18 protein-coding genes are annotated in these 21,171 nt (G+C 74.2%); 16 read left to right on the forward strand and 2 right to left on the reverse strand.

Translation table 11 applies throughout. The features are described 5' to 3' along the window. Position 1 precedes the first annotated feature (1 nt). The 13 genes from IEZ10_RS28220 (at position 2) to IEZ10_RS28280 (ending at position 16,842) form a co-directional block, all read left to right on the forward strand. Positions 2 to 331 carry an antibiotic biosynthesis monooxygenase family protein gene (locus IEZ10_RS28220; RefSeq protein WP_189249562.1) on the forward strand — a complete coding sequence of 110 codons (330 nt, stop codon included), beginning with the start codon at positions 2 to 4 and terminating at the stop codon, positions 329 to 331. Further along, positions 321 to 632: an antibiotic biosynthesis monooxygenase family protein gene (locus IEZ10_RS28225; protein ID WP_189249563.1), complete on the forward strand. Its 312-nt coding sequence runs from the start codon at positions 321 to 323 to the stop codon at positions 630 to 632. Before IEZ10_RS28220 ends, IEZ10_RS28225 begins: the two co-directional genes overlap by 11 nt. A gap of 21 nt (positions 633 to 653) precedes the next feature. Continuing rightward, positions 654 to 1,634, forward strand: coding sequence for an NAD-dependent epimerase/dehydratase family protein (locus IEZ10_RS28230; protein WP_189249564.1), 981 nt, complete (start codon positions 654 to 656; stop codon positions 1,632 to 1,634). A 33-nt stretch (positions 1,635 to 1,667) separates the two neighbouring features. Then, on the forward strand, positions 1,668 to 2,981 hold the full coding sequence (rfbH, locus tag IEZ10_RS28235) for a lipopolysaccharide biosynthesis protein RfbH (protein ID WP_189249565.1): 1,314 nt from the start codon (positions 1,668 to 1,670) through the stop codon (positions 2,979 to 2,981). A gap of 307 nt (positions 2,982 to 3,288) precedes the next feature. After that, on the forward strand, positions 3,289 to 4,419 hold the full coding sequence (locus IEZ10_RS28240) for an aminotransferase class I/II-fold pyridoxal phosphate-dependent enzyme (RefSeq protein WP_229811726.1): 1,131 nt from the start codon (positions 3,289 to 3,291) through the stop codon (positions 4,417 to 4,419). Then, the gene (locus tag IEZ10_RS28245) at positions 4,416 to 6,236 is read left to right on the forward strand and encodes an AfsR/SARP family transcriptional regulator (protein ID WP_189249567.1); all 1,821 of its coding nucleotides are present in this window, start codon (positions 4,416 to 4,418) and stop codon (positions 6,234 to 6,236) included. Before IEZ10_RS28240 ends, IEZ10_RS28245 begins: the two co-directional genes overlap by 4 nt. A 166-nt stretch (positions 6,237 to 6,402) precedes the next feature. After that, positions 6,403 to 6,600, forward strand: coding sequence for a ferredoxin (locus IEZ10_RS28250; RefSeq protein ID WP_189249568.1), 198 nt, complete (start codon positions 6,403 to 6,405; stop codon positions 6,598 to 6,600). 93 nt (positions 6,601 to 6,693) lie between these two features. Beyond that, a complete protein-coding gene (locus IEZ10_RS28255) occupies positions 6,694 to 9,129 on the forward strand; it encodes a PEP/pyruvate-binding domain-containing protein (protein ID WP_189249569.1) in 2,436 nt (811 codons plus the stop codon). A gap of 114 nt (positions 9,130 to 9,243) precedes the next feature. Continuing rightward, the gene (locus IEZ10_RS28260) at positions 9,244 to 10,185 is read left to right on the forward strand and encodes an amidohydrolase family protein (RefSeq protein WP_189249570.1); all 942 of its coding nucleotides are present in this window, start codon (positions 9,244 to 9,246) and stop codon (positions 10,183 to 10,185) included. A gap of 40 nt (positions 10,186 to 10,225) precedes the next feature. Further along, positions 10,226 to 11,443, forward strand: a complete 1,218-nt coding sequence (locus tag IEZ10_RS28265) for an FAD-dependent monooxygenase (protein WP_229811727.1) — start codon at positions 10,226 to 10,228, stop codon at positions 11,441 to 11,443. Further along, the gene (locus IEZ10_RS28270) at positions 11,440 to 12,192 is read left to right on the forward strand and encodes a VC0807 family protein (RefSeq protein ID WP_189249571.1); all 753 of its coding nucleotides are present in this window, start codon (positions 11,440 to 11,442) and stop codon (positions 12,190 to 12,192) included. Before IEZ10_RS28265 ends, IEZ10_RS28270 begins: the two co-directional genes overlap by 4 nt. A 13-nt stretch (positions 12,193 to 12,205) precedes the next feature. Continuing rightward, a complete protein-coding gene (locus IEZ10_RS28275; RefSeq protein WP_189249572.1) occupies positions 12,206 to 13,048 on the forward strand; it encodes a VC0807 family protein in 843 nt (280 codons plus the stop codon). Then, positions 13,045 to 16,842 (forward strand): ABC transporter ATP-binding protein, encoded by a 3,798-nt coding sequence (locus IEZ10_RS28280; protein WP_189249573.1) that lies wholly within the window; start codon positions 13,045 to 13,047, stop codon positions 16,840 to 16,842. Before IEZ10_RS28275 ends, IEZ10_RS28280 begins: the two co-directional genes overlap by 4 nt. A gap of 42 nt (positions 16,843 to 16,884) precedes the next feature. Here the strand turns inward: IEZ10_RS28280 and IEZ10_RS28285 are convergent, their stop codons facing one another. Together IEZ10_RS28285 and IEZ10_RS40085 are read right to left on the reverse strand one after the other, a co-directional pair. Beyond that, a complete protein-coding gene (locus IEZ10_RS28285) occupies positions 16,885 to 17,547 on the reverse strand; it encodes a maltokinase N-terminal cap-like domain-containing protein (RefSeq protein ID WP_189249574.1) in 663 nt (220 codons plus the stop codon). 232 nt (positions 17,548 to 17,779) lie between these two features. Then, on the reverse strand, positions 17,780 to 18,418 hold the full coding sequence (locus IEZ10_RS40085) for a TetR/AcrR family transcriptional regulator (protein WP_189249575.1): 639 nt from the start codon (positions 18,416 to 18,418) through the stop codon (positions 17,780 to 17,782). A gap of 95 nt (positions 18,419 to 18,513) precedes the next feature. Between IEZ10_RS40085 and mca the strand changes: the two genes are divergently transcribed. The 3 genes from mca (at position 18,514) to IEZ10_RS28305 (ending at position 21,067) form a co-directional block, all read left to right on the forward strand. Beyond that, positions 18,514 to 19,440: a mycothiol conjugate amidase Mca gene (gene mca, locus IEZ10_RS28295; protein WP_189249576.1), complete on the forward strand. Its 927-nt coding sequence runs from the start codon at positions 18,514 to 18,516 to the stop codon at positions 19,438 to 19,440. Between the two features lie 197 nt (positions 19,441 to 19,637). Further along, the gene (locus tag IEZ10_RS28300) at positions 19,638 to 20,537 is read left to right on the forward strand and encodes an alpha/beta hydrolase (RefSeq protein ID WP_189249577.1); all 900 of its coding nucleotides are present in this window, start codon (positions 19,638 to 19,640) and stop codon (positions 20,535 to 20,537) included. Between the two features lie 53 nt (positions 20,538 to 20,590). Further along, positions 20,591 to 21,067 (forward strand): nuclear transport factor 2 family protein, encoded by a 477-nt coding sequence (locus IEZ10_RS28305; RefSeq protein WP_189249578.1) that lies wholly within the window; start codon positions 20,591 to 20,593, stop codon positions 21,065 to 21,067. Positions 21,068 to 21,171 lie beyond the last annotated feature (104 nt).

Here is a 21,171-nt window from a genome sequence, read left to right on the forward strand (position 1 = left end):
GATGGCGGGGCGTCAGACGGCCTTCCGGGTGCTGCTGCGCATGGAGCTGGTGCCGGGGCGCGAGGAGGAGTTCGAGCGGGCCTGGCTGGCCGGCGCCGATGTGATCACCGGCCAGCCGGCCAACCTGGGCCAGTGGCTGTCGAAGAGCGCCGAGGAGGAGGGCGTCTACTACATCGTCAGCGACTGGACCGACGAGGCGCGCTTCCGCGAGTACGAGCGCAGCGACCAGCACCTGGAGCACCGCAGGACGCTGCACCCCTACCGCAGCAGCGGCTCGATGGTCACCATGAACGTCGTCCACTCCATGGCCGGGGCCGGCGATGGTCGGTGAGGTCAGGGTCCTGCTGTACGCCGCGGCGCCCGCCGGGGACCCCGGCGCGGTGGAGCGGGCCTACCACGCCGTCAGCGGCCGGCTGGCCGGCACACCCGGCCTGCTCGGCAACGAGCTGCTGGGCGACGCCCGCCGTACCGGTGGCTTCGTCGTGCTGAGCAGGTGGCGCGACATGGCCTCCTTCCGCGCCTGGGAGGAGGGCGCGGGCCACCGGGGGACCACCTCGCCGCTGCGGCCTCTGCAGGACCGCGGGCGCGCCGAGACGTTCGGCATCTACGAGGTCGTCGCGGACTACAGCTGACGCGGCGGACAGGAGCGCCTCATGGACTTCACGGACGACATCGCACGGCCGTCCCGCCCGGCCGCGCTGGTGGTCGGCGGGACGGGCTACCTCGGCCGGTTCGTCTGCGCCGGCCTGGCCGAGGCGGGCTACGAGGTGACGGCGGTGGCCCGCCGGGCGGCGGCGCTGCCGCCCGGCTGCCACCTGTACCTCGCCGACCTGGCCGCGGCCACGACCGCGGACCTGGGCCGCTTCCTGGACCTGGTACGGCCCCGCGTCGTGGTCAACGCGGCCGGCGCGCTGTGGCGGGTCACCGAGCACGACATGGCGCGCTCCAACCGGGAGCTCGTCGCGCGCCTGGTGGGCGTGATCACCGCGGGCCGCGAGCACATCCGCCTGGTCCACCTGGGCTCGGTCTACGAGTACGGCGCGCAGCCCGCCGGCTGCCGGGTGCTGACGGAGGACACCCCCGAGCACCCGGTGACGCCGTACGCGCGCTCCAAGCTGGCCGGCACCCGGATCGTCACCGACGCGGTGGCCGCCCGCCGCCTCGACGGGGTGGTGCTGCGGCTGAGCGCCACGATCGGCCCGCACGCGCCGGCCGAGAGCCTGTTCGGCGGGCTGGCCGGGCGGCTGGCGCGGCGACCCGAGACCCTGGAGGTGCCCGAGCTGTCGGGGGAGCGGGACTTCCTGGACGTGCGGGACGCGGCCTGCGCCGTGGTCAAGGCGGTGAAGATCTCCGCCACCCCGCCGGTCCTCAACGTCGCCCGGGGGCGCCCGTCCTCGGTCGCCGGCCTGGTCGACCGGCTCATCCGGATCAGCGGGGTGCCGGTGCGGACGGTCACCGTGCCCCGCCCGGCGGGGCGGCGCGACGCCGACTCCGGCCCGCAGCTCGTCGACGTCTCCGCCGCGCGCCGCACGCTGCGCTGGATCCCCCAGCACAGGCCGGGGGAGTCGCTGCACGCCCTCTGGCGAACTGCCAGCGATACTCCAGCGCTTCACCGGCGGGCCGCGTCAGGCTGACCGCAAACGCATCGAAATGGAGGGCATCCGGCCGTGGCTGATCAGGTCAAGCAGATCCTCATTGAGCACGTCCGCAAACTCCATCATGAGCGGACGACCGCACCGGTCTTCGTCCCCGGCGTCACGCCGATCCAGACCTCAGGCGCCGTCCTGGACGAAGACGACCGCGTAGCCCTGGCCGAGCAGGCCATCGAGATGCGCATCGCCTCGGGCGCGACCGCCCTGCGCTTCGAGCGGCTGTTCGCCAAGACGCTGGGGTTGCGCAAGGCGCATCTGACCAACTCCGGGTCCTCGGCCAACCTGCTGGCCGTGGCCGCCCTGACCGCGCCGGAGCTGGAGGACCGGCGGCTGCGGCCGGGCGACGAGGTCATCACGGTCGCGGCGAGCTTCCCGACCACGGTCAACCCGATCCTGCAGCACGGCCTGGTCCCGGTCTTCGTCGACGTGGAGCTCGGCACCTACAACACGACCCTGGAGCGGGTCGAGGCGGCGCTGACGCCGCGGACCAGGGCCATCATGATGGCCCACACGCTGGGCAACCCGTTCCCGGTCGCCGAGATCGCCCGTTTCGCCGAGGAGCACGACCTGTTCCTCGTGGAGGACAACTGCGACGCGGTCTGCTCCACCTATCAGGGCCGCAACACCGGCACCTTCGGCGACCTGGCCACCGTCAGCTTCTATCCGGCCCACCACATCACCATGGGCGAGGGCGGCTGCGTGCTGACCGACAACCTGGCGCTGGCGCGGGTGGTGGAGTCGATGCGCGACTGGGGGCGGGACTGCTGGTGTGAGCCGGGCGAGGACAACCGCTGCCTGCGCCGTTTCAGCCACGACATGGGGGCGCTGCCGTCCGGCTACGACCACAAGTACATCTTCTCCCACGTCGGCTACAACCTGAAGACCACCGACATCCAGGCCGGGCTGGGGCTGAGCCAGCTGAGGAAGCTGCCGGACTTCGTCGAGGCGCGGCGGCGCAACTGGCGCCGGCTGCGCGAAGGGCTGGACGGGGTGCCGGGCCTGCTGCTGCCGCGGGCCACGCCGGGCAGCGACCCGAGCTGGTTCGGGTTCGTCGTCACCGTGCTGCCGGAGGCGCCGTTCACCCGCCGCGAGCTGGTCGACTTCCTGGAGTCGCGGCGCATCGCCACCCGGCTGCTGTTCGCCGGCAACCTGACCCGTCAGCCCGCCTACCGGGACGCGCCGCACGTGAAGGTGGGGGACCTGGCCAACAGTGACCTCATCACCGAGCGGACGTTCTGGGTCGGGGTCTATCCGGGCATCACCGCCGAGATGACCGACTACATGGTCGGCTCGATCAGGGAGTTCGTCGCCGGGCGCGGCAGGCCCTGAGCGGGCCGTACCCGCCGACCGGCGACGCCGTGGGCGGGCCATATCCGCCGGATGCGCCGATCGTCAAGGCCGTGGGCCGGCTCGCCGCCGCCCGCGGCCTTGGCTTTGTCCGATTCGCGGTGGTCTGATCGAGTTTCGCTCAAGTTCGGTCCGAGCAGCGCCACAGCGGCCCGCGAGTACGGGGGACCACCATCGGACGCATCAGAGATAGGTGATCTCCGTGGAATGCGACGGTGAGTCTGTGAAGCGCATTTTGGAGGATTTAGCGGGGTTCGGTGGAGCGCCGGCCTTCGAGCACCCTCTCCGGGTGGGAGCGCCCAACATCGGCGACCGCGAACGCTTCTCCGCCCGCCTGGACGCGGCCTTCGCCAGAGGCTGGCTGTCCAACGACGGGCCCCTGGCCAAGGAGTTCGAACGACGCGTCGCCCAGGCGGCCGGCACCCGGTACGCCGTGGCGACCTGCAACGCCACCTCCGCCCTGCAACTGGCGATCCGGGCGGCCGACCTCACCGGCGAGATCATCGTCCCGTCGCTGACGTTCGCCGCCACCGCCCACGTCGTCTCCTGGCTCGGGCTGACCCCGGTGTTCTGCGACGTCGACCCGCTGACCGGCCAGATCGACCCCGACCACGCCCGGACCCTCATCGGGCCGCGCACCAGCGCCATCCTGGCCGTCCACCTGTGGGGCAGGACGGCGCCCGCCGAACGGCTGGAGGCCGTCGCCCGCCGGCACGGGCTGGCGCTGTTCTTCGACGCCTCCCACGCCTTCGCCTGCACCCGGGGCGGCCGCCCGGTCGGCGGGTTCGGCGACGCCGAGATCTTCAGCTTCCACTCCACCAAGTTCGTCAACGCCTTCGAGGGCGGCGCCCTGGTGACGAACGACGAGTCCCTGGCCCGGCGGGTGCAGAGCATCAGGAACTTCGGCATCACCGCCGAGGACGAGGTGAGCCACGTCGGCATCAACGCCAAGATGAACGAGGCGTCCGCCGCCATGGGGCTGACCTCGCTCGACAGCATCGACCGCTTCGTCGCCCGCAACCTGGACAACTACCGCCGCTACCGGGCGGGGCTGGCCGGCGTGCCGGGCATCCGGCTGATCCCCTTCGACGAGGGCGAACGCCACAACTACCAGTACGTCGTCATCGAGGTCGACCCGCGGCGGGCCGGGATCAGCCGCGACACCCTGCGGCACCTGCTGCACCAGGAGAACGTGCTGGCCCGCCGCTACTTCCACCCCGGCTGCCACCGGATGGCGCCGTACGCGGACCGGCCCCCGCTGCCGGCCACCGAGCACCTGTCGGAACGGGTGCTGGCCCTGCCGACCGGGATGAGCGTCACCCGGACGCAGGTCGCGAAGATCTGCGAGATCATCCGGGTCGTCGTCGTCAACAGCCAGGCCATCGCCGAGCGCGTCCCCATGGAGGTGGGCGCCCGATGAAGGTCTCGGTACTGGGTGCGCTCAAGGCCACCTACGAAGGCGTCGACGTCACCCCCAGCGCGCCCAAGCTGCGCAGCGTCCTGGCCCTGATGGCGCTGCGCCGGGGCCGGGTCGTCACCACCGGCACCCTGATCGAGGAGCTGTGGGGCGCCAACCCGCCGGTCAGCGCGCTGGCCACCCTGCAGACCTACGTCTACCAGGTGCGCCGCACGCTGACCGCGGTCGACCGCGGCGGCGAGAAGGTGCTGGAGACCAAGCCGCTCGGCTACATCCTGCACCTGGAACCCCAGGCGCTCGACAAGGACGTCTTCGACGAACTGGTCGAACAGGCCCGCGCCCTGCTCGGCGAGGGGGAGACCCGCGAGGCGCTGGAGGCGCTCAACCGGGCGCTGGCGATGTGCCCGGCCGCCCCGCTGGTGGACGTTGACCTGGGCCCGGTGCTCAGCGCCCAGGTCAACCAGGTCGCCGAGGATGTGCTGCAGGCGCTGGAGATGCGGGTGGAGGCCCGGCTGCAGCTCAGGCTGCACCGGGAGCTGATCTCCGAGCTCAAGCTGCTCATCTGCCACCACCCCTTCCACGAGGGCTTCCACGCCAAGCTGATGATCAGCCTGCAGCGGTCGGGACGGCGCTCCGAGGCGCTGGAGGTCTACCAGACGCTGCGCCGCAACCTGCGCGAGGAGCTCGGCATCGAACCCTCCACCGCCCTGCGCGAGCTGCAACGGGAACTGCTCAACGCCGAACTGTCGCCGTCCGCCGCCGAGACGCCGCCCCCGGCCAGGGCCGCCTCGTTCGTCACCCCGGCCCAGCTTCCCCCCGACATCGCCGACCTCGCCGGCCGCGACCAGCTCGTCAAGACCCTGACCACGCTGCTGACCGACACCCCGCAGAGCACCGCGCTGCGCCTGGTCTCCATCACCGGGATGTCCGGAGCGGGCAAGACGACGCTGGCCACCCGGGTGGCCCACCGGGTGCGGGTGCAGTTCCCCGACGGCCAGCTCTTCGCCGACCTGGGCGGCAGCCGCGCCGGCGCCGTCGACCCCTTCACCGTGCTGGGCTCCTTCCTGCAGGCCATCGGCATCGACACCGCGCAGCTGCCGGCCACGCTGGAGGAGCGCACCCAGCTGTTCCGCAGCCGCACCGCCGAGTCCAGGCTGCTGGTCCTGCTCGACGACGCCGTCTCGGCGGCGCAGGCGCTGCCCCTGCTGCCCGGCGGCTCCCGGTGCGCCGTGCTGGTGACCGGCTCCAACGGCCTGTCCTCTCTGCCCGGCGCCCGCCAGCTGGAGGTCGGCGCCCTCAGCCCCGAGGAGTGCCTGCGGATGCTGTGCACGGCCATCGGCCGCGCCCGCGTGGAGGCCGAGGAGGAGGCGGCCCTGGCCATCGTCGAACGGTGCGGCCGGCTGCCGCTGGCCGTCCGCACCGCCGGGGCCAAGCTCGGCACCGACCCCAACTACCCGCTGCGCAGACTCGCCGACCGGCTCGGCGACCGGCGCCGGCTGCTGACCGAGCTGCGCTTCGGCGGGTTCGACGTCGCCGCCCGCCTGGCCCCCGGCTACCTGCGGCTCAACCCCCGCGCCCAGCGGACCCTGCGGCTGCTGGCCGAGCACGACGCCGGCACGCTGACCGCCAGCCGCGCCGCCGCGCTGCTGGGCACCGACCTCAACGACGCCGAGTCCCTCATCGAGCAGCTCGTGGAGCAGCGGTTCCTGCGCCCCGAGGGACTGGACGCCCTCTGCCGGGAGGAGACGGCCTTCACCCTGCCCGAGCCGGTGATGTCCTACGCCCTGACGCAGGCCGCACCGGCCGGGGGAGCGCCGTGACCTCCGGTACCGGACCGGGGGAGCGCCGTGACCTCCGTACCGGGCCGGGGGAGTCCCGTGACATCTGTGCCGGCCCCGCCGTGACCACCACCGCGAACCCCCTGACAGCCCCGTCATGACCCCTGCCGCGGCCCCCGCCGCGAGGAACCGGAAAGGAGGACCCCGGATGCGCCTCACCGTCGACCAGCAGCGCTGCATCGGCTCCGGCCAGTGCGTCATGGCCGCGCCCGACGTCTTCGGCCAGTGCGAGGAGGAGGGTCACGTCCTGCTGCGCGACCCCGGCCCCGCCGAGGAGCGGCGCGCCGCCGTCAGCCGGGCCGCCACCGGCTGCCCGGTCCAGGCGATAACGATCTCACAGAAATGATCATTCGACCCCCGTTCGAGTGCCGCTCAAGTCATCCTCGAGGTGGACCTGTTGAAGTGGCGGGGAGCGACGTTCGTCGAGAGGAGTGCTGACGTGAGCTACGTGCTGGCGCTGTCGCGGATCGGGCTGGACGACGTGTCCGGGGTCGGCCGCAAGGCCGCCGTGCTCGGAGAGCTCGGCCGCGCCGGGTTCGCCGTGCCCGACGGGTTCGCGGTGACCACCGGGGCGCTGGAGGACAGCCTGGCGGCGGCCGGCGCCGGCCGGTGGACCGCCGACGCGCCCCTGCCGGACGGGCTGGCCGGGGAGCTGGCCGCCGCCCTGGACCGGCTGGGCGCCGAGGCGGTCGCGGTGCGCTCCTCCGGCGTCGCCGAGGACCTGGCCGGGATGTCCTACGCCGGCCAGTACGAGTCGGTGCTCGACGTGCGCGGCCCGGACGCGCTGGCGGAGGCGGTGCGGACCTGCTGGGCCTCCGGGTTCTCCGAGCGGGTCAGGGCCTACCGCGGCGGTGACGCGCCGGAGGGCGTCGGCGTGCTGGTGCAGCGGATGGTCGCCGCCCGCGCGGCCGGGGCCGCCTTCAGCGTCAACCCGGTGACCGGCGACGACGGCGAGGTCGTCATCAGCGCGGTCCGCGGCCTGGGCGAGCGCCTCATGTCCGGCGAGGTCACCGCCGACGAGTGGGTGGTGCGCGGCGAGCACGCCGAGCACACCTCCGGCGACCAGGACGCCCTGACCCCCGAACAGGCGCGCGAGGTGGCCGGCCTCGCCCGGTCCGTCGCCGCCCACCTGGGCGCCCCCCAGGACATCGAATGGGTCATCGACGACGAGCGGGTGTGGCTGGTGCAGGCCCGTCCGATCACCGGCCTGCCCGGACGGCCGCAACAGCAGATCCCGATCGCCATCGGGGAGCCGCCGCCCGGCTTCTCCAGCCGCGACCGCAACACCGACCGGCCCTGGGTCCCGCTGCAGCGCTCGGTCTTCATGCCCGTCTTCAGCGACGCGGCCCGCCACGTCTTCGCCTTCAGCACCGGCGTGACGCCCAGCGCCCGCGCCATCGGCGGCTGGACCTACGTCACCACCCCGCCCGACACCATCACCGACATGGTCGCCCGCGTCGAGAAGATCGCCGCGCGGATCGAGGACGACGAGCCCGAGCGGCTGATCCGCGAGTGGAACAAGGAGATCAAACCGCGCGTCGCCGCCGACCTGGCCGGCCTGCGCCGGATCGACCCGGCCGCGCTGTCCGACGTCGACCTCGCCGCCCACTTCGGCGAGCTGATGCGGCACTTCGCCCGCATGCACGACGTCTACTTCCGGCTCACCGGAGCCGCCGTCTTCCTGTTCGGGCGACTCGGCGTCGCCTGCGCCGAACTCCTCGGCTGGGACCCCGCGCGGACGCTGCGGCTGCGCGGCGGCCTGACCGGCGACCACGTGCCGGCCACCACCGGGCTGGGCGACCTGGCCAGGACCGCCGCCGCCCGGCCCGCGACGCGCGCCCTGCTGGAGTCCGGCGAGCCGCTCACCCCCGGGCGGCTCCGCGAGACCGACCCCGGATTCGCCGACGCCTTCGACGACTACGTGCGCGACTACGGCCACCGGACCATCGGCTTCACCCTCACCGACCCCACCCTCGCCGAGCAGCCCGAGGTGCTGCTCAACCTGGTGCGCGCCCAGCTGGACGCCCCCTACGACCTGGCCGCCGAACGCGCCCGCCTGGACGCCCGCCGGCAGGAGGCCATGGAGGAGGCCCGGGAGGCGCTGGCCGGCCGTACCGACGCCGAGCGCGAGCGCTTCGCGGCGGCGCTGGCCGGCAGCGACCTGGGCGGCCCGGTCCGCGACGAGAAGGTCTTCTACGCCGTGTCGCTGTGGGCGCTGGTGCGCTACGCAGCCCTGGAGATCGGCCGCCGGCTGGCCGCCGCAGGCACGGTCGGCGACGCCGGGGACGTGTTCTTCCTGGAGCACCCCGAGGCGCTGGCCGCCCTGACCGACCACCGGCCCCGCCACGACCAGGTCGGCCGCGGCCGCGGCGAGCACGCCTGGGCGCTGGCCCACCCCGGCCCGCCCTTCTACGGCACCCCGCCCGCCCCGATGGCCCTCGCGCCCGGCATGGCGCCGCCCTCCGCGGGCGCCGAGCACGTCATGGCGGTCATGCAGTGGTCGATGCGGCTGTTCGGCGGCCCCGGCGGCGCGGGGCAGGCCGAGGCCGGCGCGCTGCGCGGGGTCGCCGCCTCCGCCGGCCGCTACACCGGGCCGGCCCGCGTCATCACCTCCGTCACCGAGTTCGGCAAACTGCGCCGCGGCGACGTGCTGGTCTGCCCGGAGACCACGGCCCAGTGGGCGGTGCTGTTCCCCAGCGTCGGCGCGCTGGTCACCGACCGCGGCAGCCTGCTGTCGCACCCGGCGATCATCGCCCGCGAGTACGGCGTGCCCGCCGTGGTGGCCACCGGTACCGCCACCACCGCCTTCCGCGACGACCAGCTGCTGACCGTCGACGGCACCACCGGCCTGGTCCGGCCCGCCGGCGACCCGTGACCCGCGCCGGCGCCCCGCGCCCGGGAGACCCGCCACAGGGCGACCCGGCCGGGGCGGCCGTGTGACCCGCATCCGACGATCCGTGACCGAGCGACCCCGGCAAGGAGCCCCCCGATGCCCGATCCCCGCCGGATCGACGTCCACCACCACGCCATCCCGCCCAAGAAGGCCGAGCTGATGCGCCGGGCCGGCGCCCCGCACGTCATCCCCTGGTCGCTCGCGGAGACGCTGGAGGTGATGGAGGAGACCTCCACCGAGTTCGCGCTGCTGTCCAACGCCATCCCCGACTTCTCACCCGGCCGGGACGCCGCCACCGCACTCAACCGCGCCTCCAACGAGTCGACCGCCGAACTGGTCGCCGACCATCCCGCCCGGTTCGGCCTGCTGGCCGCGCTGCCCATGCCGTACGTGGACGCCGCCCTGGCCGAGCTGGAGTACGTCTACGACGAGCTGCACGCCGACGGCGTGGTGCTGGTCCCGCACGCCGGGGACGCCTACCTGGGCGACGCGCCGTACGACCCGCTGTTCGCCGAGCTGAACCGCCGCCGCGCCGTCGTGCTGGTCCACCCCATGCCGCTGCCCGGCGCGGGACCCGTCCCGGTGCCGTCCGTGCTGGCCGACTTCCTGCTCGACACCACCCGCGGCGCGCTGAACCTCATCCTGTCCGGGGCGCTGGACCGCTACCCGGACATCTCCTTCATCCTGTCGCACGGCGGCGGCTTCCTGCCGTACGCGGCCTCCCGGGTGGAGCTGCTCGGCCCGCCGTTCTTCGGCGCCGACCCCGAGCGGATCACCGCCGGGCTGCGGCGCTTCCACTACGACCTGGCGCTGACCGGCCCGTCGGCCCTGCCGAGCCTGCTGGAGACCGTCTCGGCCGACCGGATCCTCTTCGGCACCGACTGGTGCGCGGCCCCGCGCGCCGCGGTCACCGAGTGCGTGCGCAATCTCGACTCCGGCCGCTGGGACCTGCCGGAGCCGAGCCGCGCCCTCATCGACCGCGACAACGCACTCGGTCTGTTCCCCGGCGTCGCACGGCGGCTGGCCGCCTGCGTCTGACCGGCGGAGCCGACGAACCGACTACTACCTGGAGAATGCAGTGGGCCTGCGAGTGATCATCGCCGGTGGCGGCATCGGCGGCCTGTGCCTGGCACAGGGGCTGCGCAAGCGCGGCGTCAGCGTCGAGGTGTTCGAAAGCGAGCACGACCTGGGTCCCTGGCAGCGGGGATTCCGGTTACGCGTCGACCGGTCCGGTCGCGGCGCCCTGGTCTCCTGCTTACCCGCCGGCCTCTACGACCTCGCCCAGGCCACCGCCGGAAGGCTCTACACCCCGCGCGGCGCCGTCTACGACCACCTGCTCAACGAGGTCGTCACGGCCCGGCCGCCGGACCTGCCGCTCGACCCCGCGGCGGCCGCCATGGTCGTCGACCGCCGCACCCTGCGCGAGATCCTGTTCACCGGACTGGGCGACGCCGTACGGTTCGGCCAGCCGGTCGTCGACTACGAGCACGTCGGCGACCAGGTGCGGGTGCTGCTGGCCGACGGCGGCAGCGCGACCGGCGACGTGCTGGTCGCCGCCGACGGCGTCGGCTCGGCGGTCCGACGCCGCCGGCTGCCCCAGGCCGAGGTGCTGGACCTGGACCTGAGCGGCGTCTACGGCCACCTGCCCCTGGACGACGAGGCCCTCACGTGGATCCCGCCCGAGCTGCTGGGCGGCGCCCGCCCGGTGCTGTCGCCGGAGGGCTGGACCATGGTGCTGGGCGCCTTCCAGCCGCAGATGCCCACCGCCGACGCGCTGGCGCAGACCGCCCCGGGCACCGCCCTGCAGCCGGTGCCCGCCTACCTGCAGTGGACCCTCCTGGCCTCGGCCGAGACGCAACCGCTCCCGCCCGGGGCCCTGCGCGCCGCCGCGCCGGCCGAGCTGTACGGCCTGGCCGCCGAGGCGACCCGCGCGTGGCACCCGCTGCTGCGCCGCATCATCGCCGAGTCCCGCCCGGAGACGACGGTGGCCCTGGCGATCCAGACCATGATCCCCACCCCCGCGTGGCCGTCGGACAACGTCACCGTCCTGGGCGACTGCATCCACGCCATGACACCCGTCGGCGGGCTGGGCGCCAACGCCGCCCTGCGCGACGCGGCGCTGCTGGCCGCGGCGCTGGCCGACGCCGACGCCGGACGGCGCGGCCTGATCTCGGCGATCAACCACTACGAAGCCCAGATGCGCGACTACGCCTACGAGGCGATCAGCAGTTCGCTGTGGGGCGCGGAGACTCTTTTCGGCACCCGTACCCCCTCCACGGAAGGCGCCCACGCATGACCAACGCGTTCACCGACAGGTTCCGCCTGCTTCTGCCCCTGCTCACCGACGTCGTGGTACCGATCGTGCTCTACCTGCTGCTCAAGCGGTTCGGGGTGGGCGACTTCTGGGCCCTGACGCTGGCGGGCCTGGCCACCGGCGTGTCGGTCACGGTGCACACCGTCCGCCGTCGCAAGCTCGACATGTTCGGCGTGCTGGTCCTGCTGGAGATCGCGCTGTCGGTCGCCCTGCTGTTCGTCACCGACGATCCCCGGATCGTCGCGATCAAGCCGTCGTTCTACACCGCCCTGGCCGCGGTGTTCCTCCTCCTGACCTGCTTCGTCGGCCGGCCCGCGACCTACGTCGCCGCGCAGCCGCTGGCCACCCGCGGCGACCCGGTGCGCACCGCCGCCTACCGGGCCGCCTGGACGGTCTCGCCGTCCTTCCGCGCCCGCCAGCGCCTGATGACCGCCACCTTCGCGGTGTTCCTGCTGGCGGAGTCGATCCTGCGGGTGGTCGTGGTCTACCACTACTCCGCCGCCGAGATCGAACAGTCCTTCCTGCTCTCCCAGCTGCCGGGAATCGTGCTGCTCGCGCTGGTCCTGCTGTCGTTCCGGCTGCAGGTGCCCGCCCTGCGCCGCATCGTCGACGGCGTCCAGCGGCAGACGAACCCGGCCGGTTCCGGCGCTCCCGGAGAGACCGGAGAGACCGGGGACGCCGGGAACGGCCGCCCCGCGGCGGAGGGCTCCCAGCCGATTCCCCCACGGTGAAAGGCGATCCGCCATGTCCCTGGTCCACAACCCGCGCCTGCGGGCCACCCTGCCGCTGCTGCTCGACATGGCCGCTCCGGCGGTCGGCTTCTTCCTGCTGCACTTCCTGTTCGGCCTGAGCCCCGTCGTCGCGCTGACGGCCGGCGCCGTCGTCGCCGGGGGGCGCACGCTCTACCGCAGCGTGCGCGAGCGGCGCCTCAGCGCCTTCCCGGCGATGATGCTGCTGATCCTCGCCGCGACCCTGCTGCTGGTGTTCGTCACCGGCGACCCCCGGCTGCTGCTGGCCAAGAGCGCCGTCATCCCCGCCCTCGGCGGGGCCTACGGGATCCTCACCACGTTCTTCGGCCGGACCGTGCTGAACGACGTCGTGACGCCCTTCGTCACCAAGGGCGACGAGCGGCTGACGGCCGGCTGGGAGGACTGCTGGGAGAACGACGCGGCCTTCGCCCGCCGGCTGCGGCTGATCAACCTGCTCTGGGGGGTCGGCTTCCTGACCAGCGCGGTGCTGCGCGTCGTGATCGTCTACAACGTGCCGCTGGCCGTGGCGGTGGTGGCCGGGCAGGTGCCGACCCTGGGCGGGCTGGTGATCCTGATCCTGGTGACCCGGCCGCTCAGCGCGCCGCTGCTGACGGCGCTGCACGCCAGGGCCGCCGCCGAGCCCGCCGGGACGACCGGGGCGACCGGAGCGACCGGGGCCTCCGAGGCCGTGGTCCCGGCCGCCGCCGGCGACGCCGCACCCGCGGGTACGGCGGAGCGGGACGCGCGGGAGAGCCAGACGGCCGTGCCCGCCGTGCCCGCCGTGACCCTCGTGCCCACTGGCCCCGCCGCCGTGTCGCCGGCCTGGCCCGGCGCATGACCTCCCTGCCCGGCGACGTGGCGGCCGTTCCGCCCGTCGCCGCCCCGCCCGTCGCCACCGGCGCGGCGGGATCCGGCGGGGACGGCGGGGCCGACGGGGCCGTCAGATCGGACGGGGACGGCGGGGCGGGCTGGGTGCGGCGGCTGTGGCCCCACCTGCGCGACCAGCGCCGCCGCCTGGCACCGGCGTTCGCCGCGGCCGGGTTCAGCGCGCTGCTCGCCGCCGCGGTCCCCGTGGTGCAGCAGCGCATCCTGGACGAGGCGGTGCTGGCCCGCCGTACCCCGCTGCTGCCCTGGCTCGCCGTCTTCCTGCTGCTGTCCGCCGGGGCGTTCGCCGCCCGGCGGCTGTGCCTGGCGCTGCAGGCCGAGGTCATCACCCGGGTGCAGTACCGGCTGCGCGCCGCCGTCCACGACCGCGCCCAGCGGCTGGACCCGCGGGCCCGGCACGAGCTGACCGTCGGCCAGATCGTCTCCCGGGTGACCTCCGACACCGGGGCGCTGGTCCGGGTCCTGGGGATGGTGCCGCAGCTGTCCGGCGCGGTGCTGTTCACCGTCTTCGGGTTCGCGATGATGGCGTCCATCTCCTGGCCGCTGGCGCTGTGCGCCGCCTCGGCCGTACCCGCCATGGCGCTGGTGACCGTCAGGACCCGCCGGAGACTCACACCCGCCACCGCCGAGGCGCAGCACCGCCAGGGCGAGCTGACCCACGCCGTGGACCAGGCGCTGGGCGGCATCCGGGTGGTCAGGGCGTTCGGCCAGGAGGACCGCGAGCTGGCGCGGATCACCGTGAGCTCCGCGGAGCTGCTGCGGGCCCGGGTGCGCGCGGTACGGGTCCAGGGCCGCAGCCAGGCGCTGCTGACCGCGATCCCGGTGTTCGGCCAGGCGCTGATGCTGCCGGCCGGCGGGTGGCTCGTGCTGCGCCACCAGATCACCGTCGGCGCCTACCTGGCCTTCACCAGCTATCTCGCGCTCCTGGTCAACCCGGCGAACATGATCGCCGGAATGGTCGTGCTGGCCCACCGCGCCCGCGCCTCCGCCGTCCGCGTCTTCGAGGTGCTCGACGCGCTGCCCACCGTCGCCGACCGGCCGGACGCCCGCCCGCTGCCGCCCGGCCCCGGCGAGCTGGTCTTCGACCGGGTGGTGTTCGGCCACCCGGGCCGGCCGCCCGTCCTCGACGGGTTCAGCCTGCGCCTGCGGCCGGGGGAGACCGTCGCCCTGGTCGGCGCCCCCGGCAGCGGCAGGTCCACCGTGGGCCTGCTGGCGGCCCGCTTCCACGACGTGCGGGACGGCCGCGTCCTGCTGGACGGCGCGGACGTCGGCCGGGTGACCCTGGAGTCGCTGCGCGCGCAGATCGGCATGGCCTTCGAGGACCCCTTCCTGTTCACCGGGACGATCAGGGAGAACATCGCCTACGGCCGGCCGGACGCGGGTGACGACGAGATCGAGGCCGCGGCCGTCGCGGCCGGGCTGCACGAGTTCGTCGCCGGACTGCCCGCCGGGTACGGCACCGCCGTCGGCGAGCGCGGCTCCGCCCTGTCCGGCGGCCAGCGCCAGCGGGTCGCGCTGGCCCGGGCCCTGCTGACCCGGCCGCGCGTGCTGGTGCTGGACGACGTCACCAGTGCGGTCGATCCCGCGCTGGAGCGGCGGATGGCCGGCACGCTGCGGCGGGCCGTCCGGGGCCGCACCACGCTGCTCATCACCCGCCGCCCGGCGACGCTCGCCCTGGCCGGCCGGGTCGTGCTGCTCAGGGACGGCAGGGTGGCCGACGAGGGCGCTCATGAGGAGCTGTGGGCCAGGTCGGAGCACTACCGCGAGGCGCTGGCCGAGCCCGCCCCGGCCGAGCCCGACTCGGCCGAACCCGTTCCGGCCGAGTCGGCTCCCGCCGAGCAGGTCCCGGCCGAACCGCCTCCGGCCGAGCCGGTCCCGGCCGTGCCGGCGCCCCGCCGTGCCGTCGAGGACCTCCCGGGACGGCTCCCGCCCGCCGCGTCGGCGGAACCGGGGGAGGGGCCCGGAGACGAGCCGCCCGCCGCCCGGCTCCCGGGGGACGGCACCGGGCGACCGGACGTCCCCGGACGGGCGGCCGGGCGGCCGGCGCGGCTGTCGGCGCGTGAACTCCTCCGCGGAGACCGGCGCGGACCGGCGGCCGTCCTCGCCCTGGTGGCGCTGGGCGCCCTCACCGGCGCGGCCGGGCCGTACCTCACCGGCAGCGGCGTCGACGAGGGCATGGTCAGCGGCTCCGCGGGGGCGCTGCTGACCGCCTCCGGCCGGTTCCTGGCCGTGGCCGCGGCCGGGTACCTGATCACCTGGGCCGCCCTGGTGGTCTCCGGCACGGTCGGCCAGCGGATCGTCCACGCCCTGCGGCTGCGGGTCTGGGCGCACGTGCAGCGGCTTCCCGTCGAGGCCCACGAGCGCCGCCGCGGCGCCGACCTCCTCACCACCGTCGTGACCGACGTGGACACGCTGTCGGAGGTCATCTCCTCCGGTCTGGCCACAACGGTGGTGGCGGTCCTCACCGCGGTCACGGCGCTGGCCGTGCTGGCGGCCGTCGACCTCCTGCTCGCCGCGGTGGTGCTGGCCGTACTCGTCCCGCTGCTGGCGCTCGTCGCGCTGTGCGGCCGCCGCTCCGTCGCGAACTACCGGCGGGCCCGCGAGCACACCGCCGAGGTCACCGCCCACCTGGAGCAGAGCCTGGCGGGCACCCGCGAGTCCCAGGCGTTCGGCCAGCAGGATCGCAGGCAGGCCGAGTTCAGCCGCGCCGCGGACGGCTACGCCCGGGCCAGGCTGGCCACCCAGCGCCTGATCGCCACCTTCTTCCCGCTGCTGGAACTGCTGGCCGAGGCCGGTACGGCGCTGCTGCTGGTCATCGGCGCGTCCCTGGTCGCCTCCGGCGAGCTGGCCCCCGGTGAGCTGGTGGCCTCCGTGCTGTACCTGGCCCTGATCTTCACCCCGCTGCAGCAGGCGTTCGGGTTCTTCGACGCCTGGCAGCAGGCCCGCGTCTCACTGGACCGGATCGACGGGCTGCTCGCCGAGCCGCCGACCGCCGCGCCCGCCGGGGACGGCGAGCCGCCGCGTCCTCCGCACGGGGGCCTGGAGCTGGCCGGGGTCGGCTTCCGCTACCCGGGCGCCGCCCGCGACGTGCTGACCGGCATCGACCTGGCCGTCCGCCCGGGGGAGACCCTGGCGGTCGTCGGGCCCTCCGGAGCCGGCAAGTCCACCCTGGTCAAGCTCATCGCCCGCTTCCACGACCCGACGGCGGGCCGGCTGCGCCTCGGCGGCGGGACGGGGCCGGGCGTCCCGGACGGCCGCGGCGCCCGGCTGGGGTACGTGCCACAGGAGCCGTTCCTGTTCGCCCGCAGCGTCCGCGACAACATCGCCTACGGCAGGCCCGGCGCGACCGACGAGGAGGTCCGCGCGGCGGCCCGCGCCGCGGGCGCCCACGAGATGATCGCCGCGCTGCCCGGCGGCTACGACCACGTGGTCACCGAAGGGGCCGGCTCGGTGCCCGTCGGGCAGCGGCAGCTCATCTGCCTGGCCCGGGCCCTGCTGGTCCGTCCCGGCCTGCTGCTGCTGGACGAGGCGGGCGCCCACGCCGACCCGCGGGCCACGGCGGCGATCGGCCGGGCCGCCGCCGCGCACACCACGGTCATGGTCACCCACCATCTCACCGACGCCCGCGCCGCCGACCGCGTCGCCGTACTGGCCGGCGGCCGCCTGGCCGAGACCGGCACCCACGAGGAGCTGATCGCCGCGGGCGGCCACTACGCCGCGATGTGGCACCGGACCGCCACGCGGTGAGCCCGGCCGGGCCCCGCCGGAGTTCGGGGGAGGCGGCGCCTCTCAGCCGCGAGGACCGGTGCGCACGACGACGAACAGGCCCCCCGCGCCGGTGCCGTCCGGCGTCCGCCAGGAGCCGGCGACATGCCCCGTCGCGTCCGGCGGGAGCGGCGCGTTGTCCGGGGCCGGACGCAGGACCCGGTGCAGACGCAGGGCCGTACCATCCGGGGCCGGCAGCTCGGTGCCCTCGTGATCGTCGATCGCAGTGGCGGGGAAGCCCGCGGAGGCGAGGCCGTCACCGCTGAAGGAGCGGGTGACCTCCCTGTCGGGGGTGTCGCTGACGCTCTGGTCCTGGGCCTGGACCCGGCCCTCGATCAGGGCCAGCAGCTGGGCGACCAGCACCGGATCGTGGCAGCCGTCGTAGACCCAGCGCCGTCCCAGCACCCCGTGCTCCGTGGTGCCGATGAGGGCGTGCTCGGCTCCGTCGAGCGGGGCGCCGCGATAGGTGAGCGGCACCAGGTAGCCGGCCGGGTGAGCGCCGGAGGAGTCGGTGACCACCATGAACTCGATGCCGACCTCACCTTGGGGGTCGTCCAGCCGGAAGCCGCCGGCCTTGGTCAGCTGTGGTGCGCCCGCGCCGCCGGAGTACCACGGCCGGGAGGGGAGCCAGGAGGTGAGCAGTTCCAGCTTGGTCGGCTTGAGGGAGGTGCGGTGGATGACGGCCATGCCGAGGATTCTCTTTCGTCGAAGAGGACGATCTCCACATCGTCGAGGCCGGAACCTGACGAGCGGAAGGCCGGAGTGGTCCAGCGCCGAACACGATATCGATCAAGGAGTGACCGGGCGCGCCTGGCCCGGGTGGCGTCGCCACACCGCGGTGACCGCGTGGCGGCCGTTCCGGGGCGTGCCGGTGAGGTGCCGCGCCGATGACGGTGAGCCGGAGGGGCGCATCCGGTCGTCATGACGGCCGGGGGCGCACCGCGTAGCCGGCCAGGGACGGTTCCAGCAGGTCGAAGACCCGGTGGGCGGCGCCGGCCACGACGGCCGCGATCTCCCGGTTGTCCCTGCCCGCCAGGGACAGGTCCATGACCTGCTGGAACAGGGTGCGGTGGGCGGTGGTGAGCAGGGCGGCCGCGGCCCGGGGCGTGAGGTCGCCGGGGGCGGCTTCGGTGTCGGCGGCGAGCACCCGGGCGAGGGCGTCCTCGCGCAGTTCGTGCAGCTCGCGAAGCCGGGCGGTGAGGGTGGGGCTGTCGGCGATCATCCGGGCGAAGTCCGGGCCGGAGAAACCGGTCACGGCGTCGTGCCGCTCGACGGCGGCCATGAACTCCCGGCGCAGGGCGGCCAGCGCCGACTCGCCCTCGGCCCGGGCGGCGACGGTGCGGGCCAGGCTCGCGATGAAGGTCTCGTGGGTGTCGAGGGCGAGGTCTTCCTTGCGCGGGAAGTAGTTGGTGACGGTCATCTTGGCCACCTGGGCCGCGGCCGCGATCTCGGCGATGGTCACCTTCTCGAAGCCGTGCTCGATGAACAGCCGGGTCGCGGTGTCGGAGATCGACTGACGGGTCTGCTGTTTCTTCAGCTCGCGGAGTCCTGCGGTCATGGCGCCCATCCTCTCATGGGCCGACACAAATATGTGATTGACACAAATTTAGGCTCGGCATAAATTTGGCCGCACCCCGAACGAGAGGAACCCGCATGAACCTGCGCATCACCCCGGGAGAACCGCTGCGCCTGATGAGCGTGCACGCCCATCCCGACGACGAGTCGAGCAAGGGCGCCGCCACACTGGCCAAATACGCCACCGAGGGCGCGGACGTCCTGGTGGTCACCTGCACCGGAGGAGAGCGCGGCGACGTGCTCAACCCCGCGATGGACCGGCCGGGCGTGCGGGAGGACCTCGCCCGGATCCGGCGGGCGGAGATGGCCGCCGCCCGGAAGATCCTCGGCGTGCGGCAGCGTTTCCTGGGATTCACCGACTCCGGGCTCCCCGCCGCGGGTGAGCCGCTACCCGAGGACTGCTTCGCCGTCACTCCGCTGGAGGAGGCGGCGGGCCGGCTCGTGGCGCTGATCCGCGAGTTCCGCCCGCACGTCGTCGTGACCTACGACGAGACCGGCGGCTACCCGCATCCCGACCACGTCGGAACCCACCGGGTGACGGTGGCCGCCTTCGAGGCGGCCGGCGACCCCGGCCGTTTCCCCGGGGCCGGCGAGCCCTGGAGGCCGGCCAAGCTGTACTACCACGGCGCCCTGTCGAAGGCGTGGTTCCGGACGATGCACGACGCGCTCACCGCGCGCGGCCTGGATTCGGCCATGCACGCCGTACTGGCCGAGTTCCCCGACGACGCTCCCGGGCCGGAGTTCACCACGCGCGTGCCCTGCGCGGAGTACTTCGAGGTCAGGGACCGGGCGCTGCTCGCGCACGCCACCCAGATCGACCCGGACGGCGGGTTCATGCTGCACGACCGGGACGTCGAGCGGGAGGCCTGGCCCACCGAGGACTACCACCTGGCGCGCTCGCACGTCGAGGTGGTCCTGCCCGAGGACGATCTCTTCGCCGGCCTGCGCCCCCAGGACGCCGAAGGCGCCGCTTCCCACCGCCCGCGCCCGGCCGCAGGCTGTTAGCCGCGCTAAACGTGCCTTGAGGCATTGGGTGTTGCCGGGCCGGAGCGCCGGCTGCCAACGTGTCGTGAGCGGCGATCGGGCGATCCCGCCCGTCCATCAACGCGGCGTGCTCAGGCGACGGCCTGCTCAGTCGCCCGTCGCGCGGCGGCCGATCGCCGACATGCCATATCCCCTTCCTGCTCCGAAGGAGTCCCGACATGCCCCTGCGTGAACACGTCGGCTTCGCCGGTGATGCGGCGAAGCTCGCCGGGCACCTCTTCCTCCCCGACAACGCCGGCCCCGACGACACCGCTCAGGCTCCGGGTGTCGTGGTCGCCGGAACCTGGACCAGCGTCAAGGAACAGATGGCCGACCGGTACGCCGAGGAACTGGCCCGGCGTGGCTTCGCGGCCCTGTCGTTCGACTTCACCGGGTACGGCGAGTCGGGCGGTGAGCCGCGCGACGTCGAGTCGCCGGAGGCGAAGGTCCACGACCTCCGGGCGGCGGCCGACTTCCTGACCGGGCATCCAGCGGTGAGCCAGGCACAGATCGGCGCGCTGGGCGTGTGCGCCGGCGCGATGTACGTGAGCGCCTTGGCCGCCCAGGACCCACGGGTGGGGTCGCTCGCCCTGGTGGCGCCGTGGCTGCACGACCGCCGTATCCGCGAGGACAACTACGGCGGTCCGGAGGGCGTCGAGGCGAAGAAGGCGGCGGCCGCCGAGGCACGGCGCAGGTACGAGGAGACCGGAGAGGTCGCCTACGTCCCGGTGGTCAGCGGCAGCGACCCGGACGCGGCCATGCCCTTCGACATCGACTTCTACCTCAACCCCCGGCGCGGCGGGATCCCGCGGTGGCCCAACCGGTTCGCCGTCATGGCCTGGACCGGGTGGCTGGACTTCGACGCCATCGCGATCGCGCCGAAGGTGACCGCGCCCGTGCTGCTCGTGCACAGCGAGGACGCCGCGATCCCGGACGGCGCCCGACGCTTCCACGACGGCCTCACCGGGCCCCGGCACTTCCTGTGGACCGACGGCACCCAGTTCGACTTCTACGACCAGCCGTCCCAGGTCGGCTTCGCCGCGGACGCGGCGGCCGAGCATTTCGCCCGCACGCTGTGAACACCCCGCAGCCGCGATCCCTCTTCATCGCCCCGGCAGGAGACCACCTCGCCATGACCGATTCCCTTCCGACCACCGCGCCGTCCTCGGCCGAGACCAGGATCGAGATCGCCGAAACCTGCACCCGGATGGCCGTGCACGCCGACCGGCGTGAATGGGAGCTCCTGCGCGACCTGTTCGCCGACAAGGTGCTCCTCGACTACACCAGCCTGGGCGGCGGCGAACCGGTCCGGCTCACTCCTCAGGAGATCGTCGACGCCTGGTCGGCGACACTCGGCGGCTACGACGCCACCCAGCACCTGATCGCCAACCACCTGGTCCGCGTCGACGGGGACCACGCCGTGTGCACCGCGTCCTTCCAGGCCACGCACCGCCTCGCCACCGCCCATGGGTCGCCGCTGTGGACGCTCGGCGGCGACTACCGCTGGGAACTGGCCCGCGTCGGCGGCCGATGGCTGATCACCACGGTGGTGATGACGGCGACCTGGGGCGACGGCAACAAGGATCTGCCCGCACAGGCGGCAAGCTGACCGCACATACCGCTGGGCCGGGCGGCGCGGTCCGCGCCGCCCGGCGTCCCCTCGCTTCACCGCGCCAGGCCGCTCCGGCCACCAGCCGGGCTGTCAGCGGCCGC

This window comes from Streptosporangium pseudovulgare, assembly GCF_014648055.1.
Lineage (GTDB): Bacteria > Actinomycetota > Actinomycetes > Streptosporangiales > Streptosporangiaceae > Streptosporangium > Streptosporangium pseudovulgare.